This window comes from Sphingomonas hengshuiensis, from assembly GCF_000935025.1.
GTDB lineage: Bacteria > Pseudomonadota > Alphaproteobacteria > Sphingomonadales > Sphingomonadaceae > Sphingomonas > Sphingomonas hengshuiensis.
Genome location: NZ_CP010836.1, coordinates 481,139 through 497,815 on the forward strand (window position 1 = coordinate 481,139; position 16,677 = coordinate 497,815).

18 protein-coding genes are annotated in these 16,677 nt (G+C 66.9%); 13 read left to right on the plus strand and 5 right to left on the minus strand.

Annotated elements, in window-relative coordinates; all coding sequences use genetic code 11:
• The first annotated feature begins 27 nt into the window (after nt 1–27).
• Genes TS85_RS02250 through TS85_RS02260 form a run of 3 tightly spaced genes read left to right on the plus strand, consistent with a single transcriptional unit; the run spans nt 28 to nt 1,652 of the window.
• On the plus strand, nt 28–342 hold the full coding sequence (locus tag TS85_RS02250; protein ID WP_044330175.1) for an ArsR/SmtB family transcription factor: 315 nt from the start codon (nt 28–30) through the stop codon (nt 340–342).
• A 4-nt stretch (nt 343–346) separates the two neighbouring features.
• Entirely contained in the window at nt 347–865 is a 519-nt protein-coding gene (locus TS85_RS02255; RefSeq protein WP_044330177.1) for a rhodanese-like domain-containing protein, read from the plus strand.
• A 7-nt stretch (nt 866–872) separates the two neighbouring features.
• Nucleotides 873–1,652, plus strand: coding sequence for a sulfite exporter TauE/SafE family protein (locus tag TS85_RS02260; protein WP_044330179.1), 780 nt, complete (start codon nt 873–875; stop codon nt 1,650–1,652).
• A gap of 29 nt (nt 1,653–1,681) precedes the next feature.
• Here the strand turns inward: TS85_RS02260 and parE are convergent, their stop codons facing one another.
• On the minus strand, nt 1,682–3,661 hold the full coding sequence (gene parE, locus TS85_RS02265; protein ID WP_044330181.1) for a DNA topoisomerase IV subunit B: 1,980 nt from the start codon (nt 3,659–3,661) through the stop codon (nt 1,682–1,684).
• Nucleotides 3,662–3,825: 164 nt separating this feature from the next.
• Here parE and TS85_RS02270 point away from each other — a divergent pair, with 164 nt between their 5' ends.
• From TS85_RS02270 to TS85_RS02280, 3 genes are all read left to right on the plus strand, one after another.
• Nucleotides 3,826–4,671 carry an outer membrane protein gene (locus TS85_RS02270; protein ID WP_044330183.1) on the plus strand — a complete coding sequence of 282 codons (846 nt, stop codon included), beginning with the start codon at nt 3,826–3,828 and terminating at the stop codon, nt 4,669–4,671.
• A gap of 227 nt (nt 4,672–4,898) precedes the next feature.
• Entirely contained in the window at nt 4,899–6,545 is a 1,647-nt protein-coding gene (locus TS85_RS02275) for a catalase (protein ID WP_044330185.1), read from the plus strand.
• A gap of 53 nt (nt 6,546–6,598) precedes the next feature.
• Complete coding sequence (locus TS85_RS02280) at nt 6,599–7,165, plus strand: ankyrin repeat domain-containing protein (RefSeq protein WP_052507687.1); 567 nt, start codon at nt 6,599–6,601, stop codon at nt 7,163–7,165.
• 60 nt (nt 7,166–7,225) lie between these two features.
• On the opposite strand, the gene TS85_RS02285 is transcribed toward TS85_RS02280, so the two are convergent.
• A complete protein-coding gene (locus tag TS85_RS02285; protein WP_044330187.1) occupies nt 7,226–7,960 on the minus strand; it encodes a GcrA family cell cycle regulator in 735 nt (244 codons plus the stop codon).
• A gap of 54 nt (nt 7,961–8,014) precedes the next feature.
• On the opposite strand from TS85_RS02285, the gene TS85_RS02290 reads away from it, so the two are divergent.
• The 7 genes from TS85_RS02290 to queE all read left to right on the plus strand — a co-directional run bounded on the left by TS85_RS02290 (nt 8,015) and on the right by queE (nt 14,692).
• Nucleotides 8,015–8,857, plus strand: coding sequence for an ABC transporter permease (locus tag TS85_RS02290; protein ID WP_044330188.1), 843 nt, complete (start codon nt 8,015–8,017; stop codon nt 8,855–8,857).
• Nucleotides 8,858–9,014: 157 nt separating this feature from the next.
• The gene (locus tag TS85_RS02295; RefSeq protein WP_044330189.1) at nt 9,015–10,211 is read left to right on the plus strand and encodes an aspartate aminotransferase family protein; all 1,197 of its coding nucleotides are present in this window, start codon (nt 9,015–9,017) and stop codon (nt 10,209–10,211) included.
• A 158-nt stretch (nt 10,212–10,369) separates the two neighbouring features.
• Complete coding sequence (gene argF, locus TS85_RS02300) at nt 10,370–11,287, plus strand: ornithine carbamoyltransferase (protein ID WP_044330190.1); 918 nt, start codon at nt 10,370–10,372, stop codon at nt 11,285–11,287.
• A 575-nt stretch (nt 11,288–11,862) separates the two neighbouring features.
• Nucleotides 11,863–12,801 carry an Hsp33 family molecular chaperone HslO gene (hslO, locus tag TS85_RS02305; protein WP_044330191.1) on the plus strand — a complete coding sequence of 313 codons (939 nt, stop codon included), beginning with the start codon at nt 11,863–11,865 and terminating at the stop codon, nt 12,799–12,801.
• 79 nt (nt 12,802–12,880) lie between these two features.
• Nucleotides 12,881–13,297, plus strand: coding sequence for a DUF3617 domain-containing protein (locus TS85_RS02310; protein WP_044330193.1), 417 nt, complete (start codon nt 12,881–12,883; stop codon nt 13,295–13,297).
• 71 nt (nt 13,298–13,368) lie between these two features.
• Complete coding sequence (gene queC, locus TS85_RS02315) at nt 13,369–14,049, plus strand: 7-cyano-7-deazaguanine synthase QueC (RefSeq protein ID WP_044330195.1); 681 nt, start codon at nt 13,369–13,371, stop codon at nt 14,047–14,049.
• Nucleotides 14,050–14,059: 10 nt separating this feature from the next.
• Entirely contained in the window at nt 14,060–14,692 is a 633-nt protein-coding gene (queE, locus tag TS85_RS02320; RefSeq protein ID WP_044330197.1) for a 7-carboxy-7-deazaguanine synthase, read from the plus strand.
• Between the two features lie 18 nt (nt 14,693–14,710).
• Here the strand turns inward: queE and TS85_RS02325 are convergent, their stop codons facing one another.
• The 3 genes from TS85_RS02325 to lipB form a co-directional block, all read right to left on the minus strand.
• The gene (locus TS85_RS02325; RefSeq protein WP_044335707.1) at nt 14,711–15,394 is read right to left on the minus strand and encodes a hypothetical protein; all 684 of its coding nucleotides are present in this window, start codon (nt 15,392–15,394) and stop codon (nt 14,711–14,713) included.
• 201 nt (nt 15,395–15,595) lie between these two features.
• Entirely contained in the window at nt 15,596–15,826 is a 231-nt protein-coding gene (locus tag TS85_RS02330; protein ID WP_044330198.1) for a hypothetical protein, read from the minus strand.
• A 108-nt stretch (nt 15,827–15,934) separates the two neighbouring features.
• Nucleotides 15,935–16,576 carry a lipoyl(octanoyl) transferase LipB gene (lipB, locus tag TS85_RS02335; RefSeq protein ID WP_155006276.1) on the minus strand — a complete coding sequence of 214 codons (642 nt, stop codon included), beginning with the start codon at nt 16,574–16,576 and terminating at the stop codon, nt 15,935–15,937.
• Between the last annotated feature and the right edge of the window lie 101 nt (nt 16,577–16,677).

Sequence of the window (16,677 nt, forward strand, 5' to 3'; positions counted from 1 at the left end):
TAAGCAATATCTAATGGAGAAACAGCGATGCTCAAGCCGCCGATGGATCTGGCGACGTTCGAACAGAAAGCGGGACAGGTTGCCGAAGCGCTGAAGGCGATCGGCAATGCGCGGCGGCTGATGCTGCTCTGCAAGCTCGTCGAGCATGGCGAGCTGACCGTCGGCGACCTCGCGCGCGATGTCGGCCTGTCGCAATCGGCCTGTTCCCAGCATCTGGCGAAAATGCGCGACGAAGGCATCGTCACCTATCGCCGCGAGAGCCAGACGCTCTGGTACGCGATCGCCGACCCCCGCGTCGAAACGCTGCTCGGCACCCTCTATCAACTCTATTGCAAGGATTGATGCGATGACGCTTGCGACCCTTTCCCCTGCCGAAGCGCGGTCCGCCGTCGAAGCGGGCGCGCAACTGATCGATGTTCGTGGCGCCGACGAACATGCGCGCGAGCGCATTCCCGGCGCGCTGAACCTGCCCCTCGACCGGATCGGCGACCTGCCCTGCGACGGGCGCCCGATCGTGTTCCACTGCAGGTCCGGCATGCGGACCGCTGCCAATGCCGCCCAGCTCGCGGCGGCTGCGGCGGGAGTGGAGGCGTTCATCCTGGCCGGCGGGATCGAGGCGTGGCGCGGGGCGGGGCAGGCGACCATCGTCGACGCCTCGCAACCGCTCGAAATCATGCGCCAGGTGCAGATCACCGCCGGCGCGCTGGTGCTGGCGGGGGTATTGCTCGGCCTGTTCGTCGCGCCGGGCTTTTTCGGTCTGGCGGCATTTGTCGGTGCCGGTCTGATGTTCGCGGGCATAACCGGCTGGTGCGGGATGGCGACCCTGTTGCGGGTGATGCCGTGGAACCGGCGCGCGGCTGCCTGAGGCATCTATGGACAGCGCCACCCTTCTTGCCGCGCTTGCCTCTGGCGGCGTTATCGGGCTGATCCTCGGCTTGGTCGGCGGGGGCGGATCGATCCTCGCCGTGCCGCTTCTGATCTATGTCGTCGGAGTCGAATCGCCGCATGCGGCGATCGGCACCGCGGCGGTGGCGGTGACGGTCAATGCGCTCGCAAGCCTGATCGGCCATGCACGCGCGGGGCGAGTCAAATGGCGCTGTGCCAGCGTGTTCGCGATTGCGGGGATGATCGGCGCGGCGCTGGGTGCCGAACTGGGCAAAGCGATCGACGGCAAGCGGCTGCTCGTGCTGTTCGGGCTGCTGATGGTCGGCGTCGGCCTGTCGATGCTGCGCAAGCGGGGAACGGCGGAGGCGCCCGACGTGCGGCTGACGCGGGATAGCGCGGCGACGCTGTTGCCGCGCCTCGTGCCGATCGGCCTCGGCGTCGGGCTAGCGGCGGGTTTCTTCGGCATCGGCGGTGGGTTTCTGATCGTCCCCGGGCTGATCTTCGCCACCGCGATGCCGCTGCCCTATGCCATCGGCACGTCGCTGGTTGTCGTGAGCGCGCTGGGAATGACGACGGCGGTTTCCTATGCGGCGTCGGGATTCGTCGATTGGGGTTTGACGGGACTGCTCGTCGCCGGCGGAGTCGGCGGCACGATCGCCGGCATCGCACTGGGCAGGCTGCTCGGCGCCAGAAAAGGCCTGCTGGAGCGCGGGTTCGCGGCTGTCGTGATCGCAATAGGCGGGTACGTTATCGCGTCATCCCTCTGATTTCGCGCGAACGACAAGCGCTGGCCCCCTCAGGCGTCGATGACTTCCTCGTCCAGCCGCGCGGCATTCTCCTGGATGAACGCGAAGCGGTGCGCGGGGTTGTTGCCCATCAGCCGGTCGACCAGGTCCTTCACGCCCGCGCGCTCCTCGAATTCCTGCGGCAGCGTGATCCGCAACAGCCCGCGCGTCGCGGGGTCCATCGTCGTTTCCTTGAGCTGGTTGGGGTTCATCTCGCCCAGCCCCTTGAACCGGCTGACATCGACCTTCTTGCCCTTGAACGCGGTCTTCTCGATCTCGGCGCGGTGCGCGTCGTCGCGGGCATAGAGCGACTTGGCGCCCACCGTCAGCCGATAGAGCGGCGGCTGCGCGAGGTAGAGGTGCCCGTTGCGCACGATGTCCGCCATCTCCTGGAAGAAGAAGGTCATCAGCAGCGTCGCGATATGCGCGCCGTCGACATCGGCGTCGGTCATGATGATGATGCGTTCGTAGCGGAGCTGGCTCGCGTCGCACTCCTTGCGCGTCCCGCACCCGAGCGCGAGGCTCAGGTCGGCGATCTCCTGGTTCGCCAGGATCTTCGCCGATGTCGCGCTGGCGACGTTCAGGATCTTGCCGCGGATCGGCAGGATCGCCTGCGTCTTGCGGTCGCGCGCCTGTTTCGCGCTGCCGCCGGCCGAATCGCCTTCGACGATGAACAATTCGGTGCCCTTGGGGGCGTCCGCCGAACAATCGGTGAGCTTGCCGGGTAGCCGCAGCTTGCGCGCGCTGGTCGCGGTCTTGCGCTTGACCTCGCGCTCCTGCTTGCGCCGCAACCGCTCGTCCATCCGATCGATCACATAGGCGAGCAGCGCCTTGCCGCGCTCCATCCGGTCGGTCAGATAATGGTCGAAATGGTCGCGCACCGCCTTTTCGACGAGCGGCGTGGCCTCGGGGGAGGAGAGGCGGTCCTTGGTCTGGCTCTGGAACTGCGGGTCGCGGATGAACACCGACAGCATCAGCTCGGAGCCGACCATGATGTCCTCGGGCGCGATCTCCTTCGCCTTCTTGTTGCCGACCAGCTCGCCGAACGCGCGGATGCTGCGGACCAGCGCCTGGCGCAGCCCCTGTTCATGCGTGCCGCCATCGGGTGTGGGGATGGTGTTGCAATACCAGCTATAGCTGCCGTCGCTCCACAGCGGCCACGCGATCGCCCATTCGACGCGCCCCTGCCCATCGGGAAAGTCCTGCGTCCCCTTGAAGAATTCCGCGGTCGCGCATTCGCGGGTGCCAAGCTGTTCCTTGAGGTGGTCGGCCAGCCCGCCGGGGAACTGGAACACCGCCTCTGCCGGCGTATCGTCGCTGATCAGCGACGGGTCGCACCGCCAGCGAATCTCGACCCCTGCGAACAGATAGGCCTTGGACCGCGCCAGCTTGTACAGCCGCGCCGGCTTGAATTGCATCTCCGGCCCGAAAATCTCGGTATCGGGGGTGAACGCGAGCGAGGTCCCACGCCGGTTCGGCGTGCCGCCCAGATGCTCGATCGGCCCCAGCGTCTGCCCGCGGCTGAATCGCTGGCGGTAGAGCTGGCGGTCGCGCGCCACCTCGACCACGGTATCGCTCGACAGCGCGTTGACGACGCTGACGCCCACGCCGTGCAACCCGCCCGAGGTCGCATAGGCCTTGCCCGAAAATTTTCCGCCCGAATGCAGCGTCGACAGGATCACCTCCAGCGCCGATTTGTCGGGGAATTTGGGGTGCGGGTCGACCGGGATGCCGCGGCCATTATCGACGATGGTCAGCCGGTTGCCGGGCTCGAGGTAGATCTCGATCCGGTTGGCGTGCCCCGCCACCGCCTCGTCCATCGCATTGTCGAGCACTTCGGCGGCAAGGTGGTGGAACGCGCGCTCGTCGGTGCCGCCGATATACATGCCCGGCCGCCGCCGGACGGGCTCCAGCCCCTCCAGCACTTCGATCGACGAGGCATCATAGGTGCCGGAAGGAGCCCCCGGCGCAGCAAACAGGTCTTCGGCCATGGCGCCGGTATAGGGGGTGGGGAATCCCTACGGCAAGGGCCGCGACCATTGCCGCTCCATTGCTGCCTGTGGCGGATGGGCAACAGCCCCGGCCAATCCACGCTGCAGTGCAACCGAAGCGGTTAATCCACGTTAAGGGGGCCTAGTTTAGTACGGAGTAACATATGCGTATCCTCACCGGCGCCGCCCTCGGCGCTTTCGGTCTCCTCGCCTCGGTCGCATCGGCACAGGCCCAGGACGCCGAATTCAACGGCGCCTATGTCGGCGCCTCGCTCGGCAAGAGCTTCCAGGGCAATGATGGCGGCGAGACGATCCAGTTCGATCGCGACCTCAATGGCAGCTTCGGCGACACCGTCGTCACCTCGGCAGCGGACGCGCCCAATGCCTTCTCGCCCGGTTTCTGCGGCGGTGCGGCAGTGGCGGCGACCAATGTTGGGTGCAGCAACGATCGCGACGGCACGCAATATGCCGCGCGCGTCGGCTATGACATCCAGCGCGGCAATTTCGTCGTCGGCCTTGTCGGCGAGATCGGCAAGAACCAGGTCAACGACAGCGTCAGCGCCTACAGCACGACGCCCGCCAGCTACACGATGACGCGCTCGATCGACTGGAACGCCGGAGCGCGCCTGCGCGCCGGTTACGCCGTCGGCGGTCGCACGCTGGCCTATGCCACCGGCGGTGGCGCCTATGCCAAGGTCGACCATGGCTTTGCTACGACCAACACCGCGAATTCGTTCGCAGTGACCAGCGAGTCGAAGGACGCCTGGGGCTGGGCAGCCGGCGGCGGCATCGAGCAGAAGGTCGGGCGTAACTTCTCGGTGGGCATCGAGTATCTCTACACGCGCCTGAACGACGACGATTACACCGTCCGCGCCGGCGCGTTGACCTCGCCCGCGACTCCGGCGACCAACCCGTTCCTGCTGGGCAACGCCGGCGGCACCGACTTGCGCCGCGCGGATAACCGTTTCGACATGCACGGCGTGCGCGCAACGGCCGCATTCCGCTTCTGATCCCAGGCGATCAGGACGAACGGCAAGGGGCCGGCGGAGCGATCCGCCGGCCCCTTTTTATGCGGAGGGCACGCGCCGTCGCGGCCCGGTACGGCTGCGCAATGATTGCCCGGCTCGATTTCTCTGAGCGGGTCTTTGCGTTTCCCTCGCGGCCCGCTCCGCCTGCATGCTCAGGATAGCAACAAAGGGCGCAGCCGACGGCTTCGACCGCTAACAGGAGATCCATCATGCAGCGTATCTTAACCTGCAGCGCGGCGACGGCCGCGTTGCTTGCCGGCCTCGTCGCGTCTGGCGCCGCGCTGGCCCAGTCCGATGTCCAGGTTTCCGGACGGATGACGACCAGCGCCGCCGCGCCGACCGCACCCGGCGAAGCCCCCGGCATCCGCCCGGAGGGCGGGGCGGTCCCGGTGCTGACGCGCGACAACGGCGCACCGGTCGGTGACAATCGCAATTCGAAGGCGGCGGGGGATCTTGGCCCGGTGCTGCTGGAGGATTCGTACCTGATCGAAAAGCTCGCCCGCTTCGATCGCGAACGCACCCCAGAGCGCGTCGTCCATGCCCGCGGCACCGGCGCGCTGGGCATGTTCCGCGCAACCGCGGACATCTCCGATCTCAGCCGCGCCTCGCTGTTCCAGCAGGGCAAGGAAAGCCCGGTGTTCGTGCGCTTCTCCAGCGTGATCCATGGCAAGGACAGCCCCGAATGGATGCGCGATCCGCACGGCTTCGCGACCAAATTCTACACCGATCAGGGCAATTGGGATCTGGTCGGCAACAACCTGCCGGTGTTCTTCATCCGCGACGCGATGCAGTTCCCCGACATGGTGCATTCGCTCAAGCCCGATCCCGTCACCAACCGGCAGGACCCGAACCGCTTCTTCGATTTCTTCTCGGCGACGCCCGAATCGACGAACATGCTGACGCACGTCTATTCGAACCTCGGCACCCCGGCATCCTATCGCACGATGGACGGCAACGGGGTCCATGCCTTCAAGCTGGTCAATGCCCAGGGCGAGACGGTGTTCGCCAAGTTCCGCTGGGTCAGCCGCCAGGGCGTGCACAATCTGGCCGGCAGCAAGGCCGGGGCGATGCCGTTCGATTACCTCACCCACGATCTCTATTCGGAAATCGCCAAGCGCAATTATCCGACCTGGGACCTGATGGTGCAGGTGATGCGCCCGGCCGATTTCGCCGCGCTCGACTATAATCCGTTCGACGATACCAAGGAATGGCTGGGCGTCCCGTTCAAGAAGATCGGCGAGATGACGCTGAACAAGGTCCCCGACAATTTCTTCGAATGGACCGAGCAATCGGCCTTTGCGCCGTCGAACATGGTGCCGGGGATCGAGCCTTCGCCCGATCGAATGCTCCAGGGGCGGCTGTTCAGCTATGCCGATACCCAGCGCTATCGCATCGGCGCCAACGCCCTTGCGCTGCCGGTGAACAAGCCGCGCGTCACGGTGGTCAACAACAGCCAGGACGGCCAGTTGAACGCCTCGGGCCGCAGTTCCAACGTGAACTACTTCCCGTCGGCACTGGCGCCCAAGACCACGCCGGCAGACGCCATCGCGTCGTCGTACAAGATCGACGCGACCGTCGCGGCGCGCCCGATCGCCAAGTCGAACAATTTCGCGCAGGCGGGCGTGCTGTATCGGTCGATGTCGGCGGCGGACAAGGCGGACCTGATCCAGAACCTGTCGGGCGATCTGGGCAAGGTCGAATCGCTGCGCACCCGCACGATCATGGTCAGCTATTTCCGCCAGGCCGATGCCGAGTATGGCGCCCGGCTGGCCAAGGCCGTCAACGTGCCGCTGGCCGAAGTGGACAAGGCCGTGGCCGAGTATCGCGCCGCGCATCCCGAACAATATGCGAACTGATCGCGTCCGGGCCGGCCCCGCGCCGGCCCGGTGCTTCGCAGGAAGGAATCACGATGAAGAAATTCGCAATCGCCGCGCTGGCGCTGCTGGCGGCCCCCGTCGTCCAGGCGCAGGATGCCGCGCCGCTGCCCAGTGCCGAGCGGCGGCAGGAACTGCTGTTCGACGCCGCCCGGATGGGGCGCACCGATCTGGTCGCCGGGCTGGTGAAGCTGGGCGCCGATCTGAACGGCCATGACGCGCGCGGCTTCACGCCGCTGATCCTCGCCGCGTATAACGGCCATGCCGATACGCTCGAGGCGCTGATCGCGGCGGGTGCCGATCCCTGCCTGCCCGATACCGGACAGGGCAACACCGCGCAGATGGGCGTGGCGTTCAAGGGCAATGCCGCGATCGCCGCCCGGCTGCTAAAGGCCGGGTGCGACGTCGATGCCCGCAACAAGGCGGGGCAGACCGCGCTGATGATGGCGGCGCTGTTCGGCCGCACCGATCAGGTGCGGATGCTGCTCGCCGCGGGTGCCGATCCCGCCATTGCCGACGCTACCGGCAGGACCGCGGCCAGCGTCGCGGAGGCACAGGGCAACACCACGCTCGCCGCCGCGCTCAAACCCGCCGTGCAGTAACCGAAACCGCTCACCCCAAAAAAAGGGGCCCGTTCCAGCCGGAACGGGCCCCTTTTTGCTTCAGCGGACGCGCGGCCCGCCAAAGGGCATCGGCGGCGGCGGGCGGCGATCGCGGCGGGGGAGCTGCGCCTGATAGGCGTGGCCGCAATGCGCGACGCAATAGGGGAAGCCGGGGTTCACCTTGTCGCCGCAAAAGTGGAAATCGGGCTCGCCCGGATGCCCCAGCGGCCATTTGCAGATGCGGTCGTTGAGGTCGAGCAAGCTGGTCTTGCCCGCAATCGCGTCGCTCGGCTTGGCGGGGACCAGCCGGCGGGGCGGGGCGGGGGTGATCGGCGCGGACTGTTCGCCCGGATTCTGGCGCAGGAAGCCGCCGGGGCCGACCGAGCGCAGGACGGGCGCGGGCGCCTTGGGCTCCGCATCGACGATCACGGGGGCCGCGTCGTCGTCCTCATCTTCGTCTTCGTCGTCGACCACGACCGGCGCGGCGGCGATCGGCGCGCGCTTTTCGGGCGCAGGCACGGGGGCGGGCGCAGGCTTCGCCTCGACGACCGGGGCGGGCGCGGGCGGCGCGGCGCGCGGCTCGGGCGCGGCGGCTGCGGGCTTCGCCTCGGCGGCTGCGGCCTTGGCTTCGTTCGACTTCACCGGCGACGGGCGCGATTGCAGGCCCAGCCGGTGCGCCTTGCCGATCACGGCGTTACGGCTGACGCCGCCCAGCTCCTCGGCGATCTGGGTCGCGGTCAGCCCGCTGTCCCACATCTTTTTCAGCGTATCGATACGCTCGTCGGTCCAGCTCACTCTTGTCTTCCTTCAACTTGCGGGCGGCGCATGCAGCGTCTAGGCGAACACCTGATGAGCAGCCACCCCGAAACCGGCCATCCCTTCCCCGAACCCGGCGTTCCGGTGATTCGCAACGTCAATTGGGGAGGCTTGCGGACCCTCTATATCAAGGAGGTGCGCCGTTTCTTCAAGGTGCAGCTCCAGACGGTGTGGGCGCCGGCGGTCACGACGTTGCTTTTCCTCGTGATCTTCACCGTCGCGCTGGGCGGCGGCGGGCGCATGGTCGAGCTTCAGGGGCAACAGATCCACTTCGCCGATTTCATCGCGCCGGGGCTGATCGTGATGGGCATGCTGCAGAACGCCTTCGCCAATGCCAGCTTCTCGCTGCTGGTGGGCAAGATCCAGGGTACGATCGTCGATTACCTGATGCCGCCGCTGTCGACCGCGGAGGTGCTGACCGCCCTCACCGGCGGCGCCGTGACCCGCGCCTTTTGCGTCGGCGCGACGGTGTGGCTGGCGATGGCGCTGTGGCCGGGGGTGAGCGTCGTCCCGCAGCATCTCTGGGCAGTGCTGTGGTTCGGGCTGCTCGGCTCGGCCTTCCTCGCGCTGCTCGGCGTGCTCACCTCGATCTGGGCAGAGAAGTTCGATCACGCCGCCGCGGTCACCAATTTCGTGGTCGCGCCGCTGTCTTTGCTGTCGGGCACCTTCTACTCGGTCGAAAAGCTGTCGCCCTTGTTCCAGACGATCAGCCACCTCAACCCGTTCTTCTACATCATCTCGGGCTTCCGCTACGGGTTCCTCGGCGTCGCCGACTCGCCGATCCTGCTGGGCTCGGGCGTGATCCTCGCGCTCGACGCCGCGCTCGCGCTGCTCTGCTACGCGCTGCTGCGGAGCGGGTGGAAGCTCAAGAACTAGGCGCGTCATGGCCGGAGCGCATCGCTCCGGTATCAAACGATGATTGACGCACCCGGCACCCCCCCTCTAAACACCCCGTCCGGGCGGTCCGGTTGACCGCCCTTTTGTGTTTCTGGAGTTTCTTCCACCCTTTTCTCGTTCAAGGAGTATCGTTCCGATGACCACCCCCGCCCTGATGCCCGTTTACCCGCGGTGCGGCGTGCGGCCGGTGCGAGGCGAGGGCGTGTACCTCTTCGGCGAGCGCGGTGAGAAATATCTCGATTTCGCGGCGGGGATCGCCGTCAATGCGCTGGGCCATGGCCACCCGCATCTGACCAAGGCGATCCAGGAGCAGGCCGCGACGCTGATGCACGTCTCGAACCTGTACGGCAGCCCGCAGGGCGAGGCGCTGGCGCAGCGGATCGTCGACAACAGCTTTGCCGACACGGTGTTCTTCACCAATTCGGGCGTCGAGGCGATCGAGTGCGCGATCAAGACCGCGCGCCGCTATCATTATGCCAATGGCAACCCCCAGCGGCACAAGCTGATCACCTTCAAGAACGCCTTTCACGGCCGCTCGCTCGGCGCGATCAGCGCGACCGACCAGGCGAAGATGCGCGACGGCTTCGAACCGCTGCTGCCCGGATTCGCCTATGCGAAGTTCAACGATCTCGACGCAGCGCTCGCGCTGATCGACGACGAGACTGCGGGCTTCCTGGTCGAGACCGTGCAGGGCGAGGGCGGGATGACTGCCGGCACCCCCGAGTTCATCCAGGGCCTGCGCAAGGCGTGCGACGACCACGGCCTGCTGCTCATCCTCGACGAGATCCAGTGCGGCTATGGCCGGACGGGCAAGATGTGGGCCTATGAACATTACGGCATCACCCCCGACATCCTGACCTCGGCCAAGGGCATCGGCGGCGGCTTCCCGCTCGGCGCGTGCCTCGCGACCGAGGAAGCGGCCAAGGGCATGGTGTTCGGCACGCATGGCTCGACCTATGGCGGCAATCCGCTGGGCATGGCGGCGGGGCAGGCGATCCTCGACGTGATGCTCGAACCCGGCTTTCTCGACCATGTCGTCAAAATGGGCGGGCGCCTCCGCCAGGCCTTCGAACAGATGATCCCCAACCACGACCACCTCTTCGAGGAGATTCGCGGCAAGGGGCTGATGCTCGGCATCAAGATGAAGGAGCCGGCGGTGAGCCGCGATTTCGTGGCGCATCTGCGCGACAATCACGGGCTGCTGACGGTCGCGGCGGGCGAGAATGTGTTCCGCGTCCTGCCGCCGCTGATCATCGACGAAAGCCATGTGACCGAGTGCATCGAACGGCTGAGCGCAGGCGCGCGGAGCTTCGGGATTCCGAGCGATGCTTGAGGGCCTTCTCATTCCTCCCCGGAACGGGGAGGGGGACCAGCCGCAGGCTGGTGGAGGGGGCCCGCTCTCCGCGAAGTTCGACACTGGTGGAGGGCGGGGGCCCCTCCACCACGCCCTTCGGGCGCGGTCCCCCTCCCCGTTCCGGGGAGGATTTTAAGATGACCCGCCATTTCCTCGACCTGTCCGATGCCGGACCCGACGCCGTCGCCGCGATGCTGGCCGACGCGCTGGAGCGCAAGGCCGCACGCGCCGGCTGGCCCAAGGGCAGGCCCGACGCCGACGCCCCCCTCGCGGGCCACACGCTCGCGATGATCTTCGAGAAGAACTCCACCCGTACCCGCGTCTCGTTCGACATGGCGATCCGCCAGCTCGGCGGGACCAGCATCGTGATGGACGCCGGCTCGATGCAGATCGGCCGCGGCGAGAGCATCGCCGACACTGCGCGCGTGCTCTCGGGCTATGTCGACGCGATCATGATTCGCACCGACGATCATGAGAAGGTCGTCGAGATGGCGAACTACGCCAGCGTCCCCGTGATCAACGGCCTCACCGACGCCTCGCACCCCTGCCAGATCATGGCCGACCTGCTGACCATCATCGAGGCGGGCAAGCCGCTTCCGGGGCTCAAGGTCGCGTGGCTCGGCGATGGCAACAATGTGCTCGCGTCGATCATGGAAGCCGCCGGGCTGATGCACTTCGACGTCGTCGCGGCGTGCCCCCAGGGCTATCAGCCCAGCGACGCCGATGTCGCGCGGGGCCGGGGCCGCGCCCGCGTCGTCGGCACCGCGCGCGAGGCGGTCGAGGGCGCCGACATCCTCGTCACCGACACCTGGATCTCGATGGGCCAGTCGCATGCCGAGACCAAGCTGAACGCGATGCTGCCCTTCCAGATCGACACGGCGCTGATGGCGCAGGCCAAGCCCGACGCAAAATTCCTCCACTGCCTCCCCGCGCACCGCGGCGAGGAAGTGACGCCCGAAGTAATCGACGGCCCGCAATCGCTGATCTGGCCCGAAGCCGAAAACCGCCTCCACGCCCAGAAATCGGTGCTCCGCTGGTGCTTCGGCCAGATTTGAGCGGCGTTTCCGGGAGCTAACTGCCTGCGCAGGGGAGCACCAACTTCGTCTCCCCGGCCTTGAGCCGGGGCCCAGCTATCCTGCGCACGCGAACGCGCGAAGGCGCGAAGAAGAAAGGGGTTCGCGCAGAGGCGCAGAGGCGCAGAGATCGGGCTTTGCCGCGCGTACGTCCCAATCGCTCAGGCGTGGGCGTTTGAGCGATGGCTGCCGCCGCGAGATGCCCCGCCCCCTCTGCGCGAACCTCTCTCTTCTGCCTCCTCCGCGCCCTCGCGCCTTCGCGTGAAACATTTTCACGATAAACTAAAAAATAATCCACAAGAATTTGAAATAGCAGCAACTAATCCAAGCCCTACCCTCCGCCCAAACCCCTCCATACCCTAAACTTCCTAAACTTTGGGTCCCGCCACACCCCCGCCGGGCAGGCGTTGTTTCCCCGCCAAGGGCTCCCTATCTAGGCACCCGAACCCGAAATCTCCGTTCGACCCGAACCTGCCGAAGGGCGCCCTTCCGCGAGCAGACCGCCTGCCGCGCGGCGCTCCTCCGGCAAGGCGGGACGAACGGTTGGAGAAAGCAGCGTGACGAACATCGCCCCCACCACCGATCCGGCCACCACCGATCTGGACCGCGTGATCGGCTTCACCATCCCCGGCCGCCACGCCCGTGGCCGCGTCGCGCGGTTGGGGCCGGTGCTGCACGCGATCCTGTCGGCGCACGCCTATCCGCCGGTGATCGAGCGCCTGCTCGCCGAATCGCTGACGCTCACCGCGCTGCTCGGCACGACGCTCAAGAACGCCGAGGGCCAGATGACGCTCCAGGCGCAGACCGAGAAGGGCATCGTCAGCCTGATGGTGTGCGATTACAAGGATGGCGAGCTTCGCGGCTATGTGAAGTTCGACGCCGAGCGGCTGGCGCGGCTGGGCAAGAACCCGTCGCTCCACGCGCTGTTCAACAAGGGCTATCTGGCGATCACCTTCGACCAGGTGACGACCAAGGAGCGCTATCAGGGCATCGTGCCGCTGGACGGCGAGACGATCGCCCAGGCGGCGGAGAGCTATTTCCTCCAGTCGGAACAGATCCCCAGCGTCGTGCGCCTCGGCGTGCGCCGCGATGCGCAGGGCATGCTGATCGCCGGGGGTATCTTCCTCCAGCATCTGCCCGAAGGCGAAGTGGGGCGCGAACGGCTGCACGTCCGGCTCGACCATCCCGAATGGCAGCATGTCGAGGCGATGGGCGCGACGATGGGCGCCGACGAACTGGCCGATCCGGCGCTGCCGCTGGAGACCTTGGTGTGGCGGCTGTTCAACGAGGAGCCCGAAGTGCGGCTGCTCGGCGGGACGTCGCTGGCCCGCGGCTGCCGCTGCGATGCGACCTATATCCAGCAGGTGCTGACCAAGTTTCCGGAGACCGAGCGTGCCGAGATGGCGGATGAAAATGGCGTGATCTCGGTCGATTGCGCGTTTTGCTCGACCAAATTTCCGATCGCGCTGGCGGACTTTGTTCCGGATGCGTTGTAAATTGCCGTAGTCCCGCCATATCGATGCGGAAAGGCGGGGTGCGCCTTCATGTCGTTGCGCGGAAGTGCAGGAGTTGTTGATGGGGTTAGGGCGTTTGCTTCGCCCGGCGGTTGCCGGGGCGCTGCTGGTGGTGAGTGCAGCGGGTGCGGCGCGCCCGGCCCCGGTCGCGCAACAGGCGGTGCCCGCCGCGATGTCGAAGATCGCGTTGGGCCAATGGGAGCTGAAGGCGCGCGACGCGGGCTCGCGCACCCTGTGCCTCACGCACCGCGCGACGCTGATCCAGCTCGTCCATGGCACCGCCCAGTGCAGCCAGGTCGTGATGGAAAGCTCGCCCAACTCGGCGACGGTGCGCTACAGCTGCCCCGGACGGGGGCAGGGGCGCACGACGATCATCGTCGAGACCCCGCAGCTGATCAACATCGATACGCAAGGGGTGATCGACGGCGAGCCCTTCACGGCGCAGTTCGAAGGGCGTCGGGTCGGCGCCTGCCGGTAACCGCGGGTTCGCGGCGGAGGAAGCGGGCGCGGGGCGTTTCCCTGCGCGCGAAATCGCTCTAGCGAGGCTGGATGACACAAAGCATTGCCATTGCGCTGGTTTCCGGCGGGCTCGATTCGATGGTCTCCGCGGCGCGGGCGCGCGAGGATGGCCACCGGCTGCTCGCGCTGTCGATCGACTATAACCAGCGGCACCAGGTCGAACTGGCCGCGGCACGGCGCATCGCGACGATGCTCGGGGCGGAGCGTCATGTCGTGCTGCCGCTCGATCTGCGCGCGTTCGGCGGATCGGCGCTGACCGCCGACATCGACGTGCCGAAAGAGGGGGTGGGGACGGACATTCCGGTCACCTATGTCCCCGCGCGCAATACGATTTTCCTCAGCCTCGCGCTCGGCTGGGCCGAGGCGGTGGGCGCGCGCGACCTGTATATCGGGGTCAACGCGCTCGATTATTCGGGCTACCCCGATTGCCGCCCCGAATTCATCGCCGAATTCGAGAAGCTGGCCGAAGTCGCGACCAAGGCGGGGGTAGAGGGCCATCCGTTCCGCATCCAGGCGCCGCTCCAGCACATGACCAAGGCGGACATCGTCCGTGAGACGGTGCGGCTCGGGCTCGACGCCGGGATGAGCTGGTCATGCTACGATCCGGCTCCGGGCAGCCTCCATTGCGGGCGCTGCGACAGCTGCCGGCTGCGCGCCAAGGGGTTCGAGGAAGCGGGCGTGCCCGATCCGACCCGTTACGCCGCCGCCTGACCGCCGCGCGATGGGCTATGCGGTCAAGGAAATGTTCCTGACGCTCCAGGGCGAGGGCGTGAATGCCGGCGCGCGCGCGGTGTTCGTGCGCTTCGCCGGGTGCAATCTCTGGTCGGGGCGCGAAGTCGACCGCGCGAGCGCGGTCTGCCGCTTCTGCGACACCGATTTCGTCGGGGTGGACGGGCTGGGCGGCGGGCGCTTCGCCGATGCCGATGCGCTGGCGGCGGCGGCGGAGGCGCATTGGGGCGGCGGTGCCGAGGCGCGCTTCGTGGTGCTGACCGGGGGCGAGCCGATGCTCCAGGTCGACGATGCGCTGGTCGATGCGCTCCACGCCCGCGGGTTCCGCATCGCGATCGAAAGCAACGGGACGCTGCCGGTGCATCCCGGCATCGACTGGGTCTGCATCAGCCCCAAGGCGGGCAGCGTCGTGGTCCAGCAGCGCGGCGACGAGCTCAAGCTGGTCTGGCCGCAGCCAGGGAGCGACATCGACGCGATCGAGCGCTGGGACTTCGCCCATTTCCTGGTCCAGCCATTGGACAGCGCCGAAGCTGATGCCAATCGCGACGCGGCGATCGCGCTGGCGATGGCGCGACCGAAATGGCGGCTGACGGTCCAGGCGCACAAGCTGCTCGGGCTGCGCTGACCGCAGCCCGAGGCGGGGTCAGCTCCGGCTGGCGACCTGGAGCGGGCCGCATTTTTTCGCCTGGTAGCGGCCCTTCTTCCAGCATTTGTCGTTGCCGAACGGCGGCAGCGGCTGGAACGGCACCGAATAGCTGGCGCGATTGCGGAACTGTTCGCCCCACGGCGCCAGGCTGGCGCGCAGCTCGCGCATCCGGTCGTGCGCAAGCTCGCTCAGCGCGCCCCGCTTCACGAACAGCGCATCGTGCCCGATTGACGCCGCGGTCTGGCAGAAGGAGAGCTGGCCCTGCACCGTCGAGAAGCCCGAATAGATGCGCGTCCCGAACTTGTCGAGTTCGGTCATCCCCTTCTTCTTGTCCTTCAGCGTGCGCGAGAAATACTTCTCCAGCGTAGCATACGCGGTACGCAGCTCGGTCTCATGGTCCTTGAGCATCGCATTATAGTTGGGCAGTGTCAGCAGCGTCGGCTCGAACTGGCACTGGAGCGCGGCGACGTTGAGCGCCGCACGCAGGTTCCATACCAGCGCGGCGCGCACCTCATCCCCATTAGCACCCGGGAGTGCCGGGCCGGTCATCCCCGGCTCGGTGCCGGTGACGCGCTCGCCCGCAAGATTGGCGGATTTGAGGAAGAACTGCGCCGATGCGGGTGCAGAGACGAATATGCCGGCCGTTATGGCCAGCCCGAAAAGGATACGCGGAACGAGCATCTTGCCCTCATTTGCCTGGTCGAGCGTGGTTACGGGCTTTCGAGTCGCGGCCCAAGTCCTTTTTGCGTCGTTTCGCTTGCGACTCATCGCATCGCTGGGTTCCCCGTGCAGTTCGGGCCGCGATTCACCACGCCCGCGCACGAAAAAGGCCGCCCGGTTGCCCGGGCGGCCCTGATCTTGAAACACGCCGAAGCGCGTCGATTACATCGCGTTTGCGGTGTTCTCGACGACGACGTTGTCTTCCGTGACGTTCTCGATCGGCGCAGCTGCGTCGATGTTGGTGACCATCGTGTCGGTGGTCATCACGTTCTCGACCGGAACTTCGGTGGTGTTCGTGATGTTGGTCGACTCGTTGCTGGTGCACGCCGAGGCCAGAAGGGCCGCGCCGGCGATCATCGAACCCGCAACGATCTTGGAAATGACTGCACGCATGTAAAAGCTCCCTAGATAGTGGATTTGGTCGGCATACGCGCCGTTAATACCCAAACCGTGATAGGCATTAGACGGTTCGGGGCACACCCTCAAGACTCGATTTGCCCGCTACACAGCCAGATCGTCCAAAAACGGCGAAAATGTGGCTGCAAGCGCCGAATCGAATGCATGCGGCGTGAGCGGGATGCCCAGGCGCGCGGCGCTGGTGACGGGGAATTCGGCGATTCCACACGGGACGATCCCCCCAAAGTGGCTGAGATCGGGCGAAAGGTTGATCGCGAAGCCATGCAACGTGACCCATTGGCGGATTCGCACCCCGATCGCCCCGATCTTCGCCTCGCGCCCGCCGTCCAGCGTCCAGATGCCGATCCGCCCCGGCGCGCGGAACGCCTCGATCCCGCATGCGCCCAGCGCGGCGATCACCCAGCCTTCCAGCGCGTGGACATAGCAGCGCACGTCGCGCTTCCGGGCGCGCAGGTCGAGCACGACATAGCCGATCCGCTGCCCGGGCCCGTGATAGGTGTACCGCCCGCCGCGCCCGGTGCGATGAACCGGAAAGCGCGGGTCGAGCAGCTCGCCGGCATCGGTCGCGCTGGTCCCGGCGGTATAGACGGGGGGATGTTCGAGCAGCCACACCAGCTCGCGCGCGCTGCCCGCGGTCACCGCCGCCGCCCGCGCCTCCATCGTCGCAAGCGCGTCGGCATAGTCGACGCGGCCCGGATCGACGCGCCATTCGATATTTGCAGTCATGCTGTCCCAAGTGCGCATCGCGGCGCGGTTGCGCAAGCATTGGCAAGCGGCGGGGGGGCAGCTAACACCGGCGCAAAGGGCGCCTGGGGAACGAAAAACTA

Bases quoted from the DNA above. Each gene is read 5' to 3' on its own strand.
- TS85_RS02290 (WP_044330188.1), top strand. From the start codon at position 8,015: ATGAGCAGCCACCCCGAAACCGGCCATCCCTTCCCCGAACCCGGCGTT.
- TS85_RS02325 (WP_044335707.1), bottom strand. From the start codon at position 15,394: ATGCTCGTTCCGCGTATCCTTTTCGGGCTGGCCATAACGGCCGGCATA.
- TS85_RS02330 (WP_044330198.1), bottom strand. From the start codon at position 15,826: ATGCGTGCAGTCATTTCCAAGATCGTTGCGGGTTCGATGATCGCCGGC.
- TS85_RS02280 (WP_052507687.1), top strand. From the start codon at position 6,599: ATGAAGAAATTCGCAATCGCCGCGCTGGCGCTGCTGGCGGCCCCCGTC.
- parE (WP_044330181.1), bottom strand. From the start codon at position 3,661: ATGGCCGAAGACCTGTTTGCTGCGCCGGGGGCTCCTTCCGGCACCTAT.
- TS85_RS02250 (WP_044330175.1), top strand. From the start codon at position 28: ATGCTCAAGCCGCCGATGGATCTGGCGACGTTCGAACAGAAAGCGGGA.
- queC (WP_044330195.1), top strand. From the start codon at position 13,369: ATGACACAAAGCATTGCCATTGCGCTGGTTTCCGGCGGGCTCGATTCG.
- lipB (WP_155006276.1), bottom strand. From the start codon at position 16,576: ATGACTGCAAATATCGAATGGCGCGTCGATCCGGGCCGCGTCGACTAT.
- TS85_RS02310 (WP_044330193.1), top strand. From the start codon at position 12,881: ATGGGGTTAGGGCGTTTGCTTCGCCCGGCGGTTGCCGGGGCGCTGCTG.
- queE (WP_044330197.1), top strand. From the start codon at position 14,060: ATGGGCTATGCGGTCAAGGAAATGTTCCTGACGCTCCAGGGCGAGGGC.
- TS85_RS02295 (WP_044330189.1), top strand. From the start codon at position 9,015: ATGACCACCCCCGCCCTGATGCCCGTTTACCCGCGGTGCGGCGTGCGG.
- TS85_RS02270 (WP_044330183.1), top strand. From the start codon at position 3,826: ATGCGTATCCTCACCGGCGCCGCCCTCGGCGCTTTCGGTCTCCTCGCC.
- TS85_RS02255 (WP_044330177.1), top strand. From the start codon at position 347: ATGACGCTTGCGACCCTTTCCCCTGCCGAAGCGCGGTCCGCCGTCGAA.
- argF (WP_044330190.1), top strand. From the start codon at position 10,370: ATGACCCGCCATTTCCTCGACCTGTCCGATGCCGGACCCGACGCCGTC.
- TS85_RS02260 (WP_044330179.1), top strand. From the start codon at position 873: ATGGACAGCGCCACCCTTCTTGCCGCGCTTGCCTCTGGCGGCGTTATC.
- TS85_RS02275 (WP_044330185.1), top strand. From the start codon at position 4,899: ATGCAGCGTATCTTAACCTGCAGCGCGGCGACGGCCGCGTTGCTTGCC.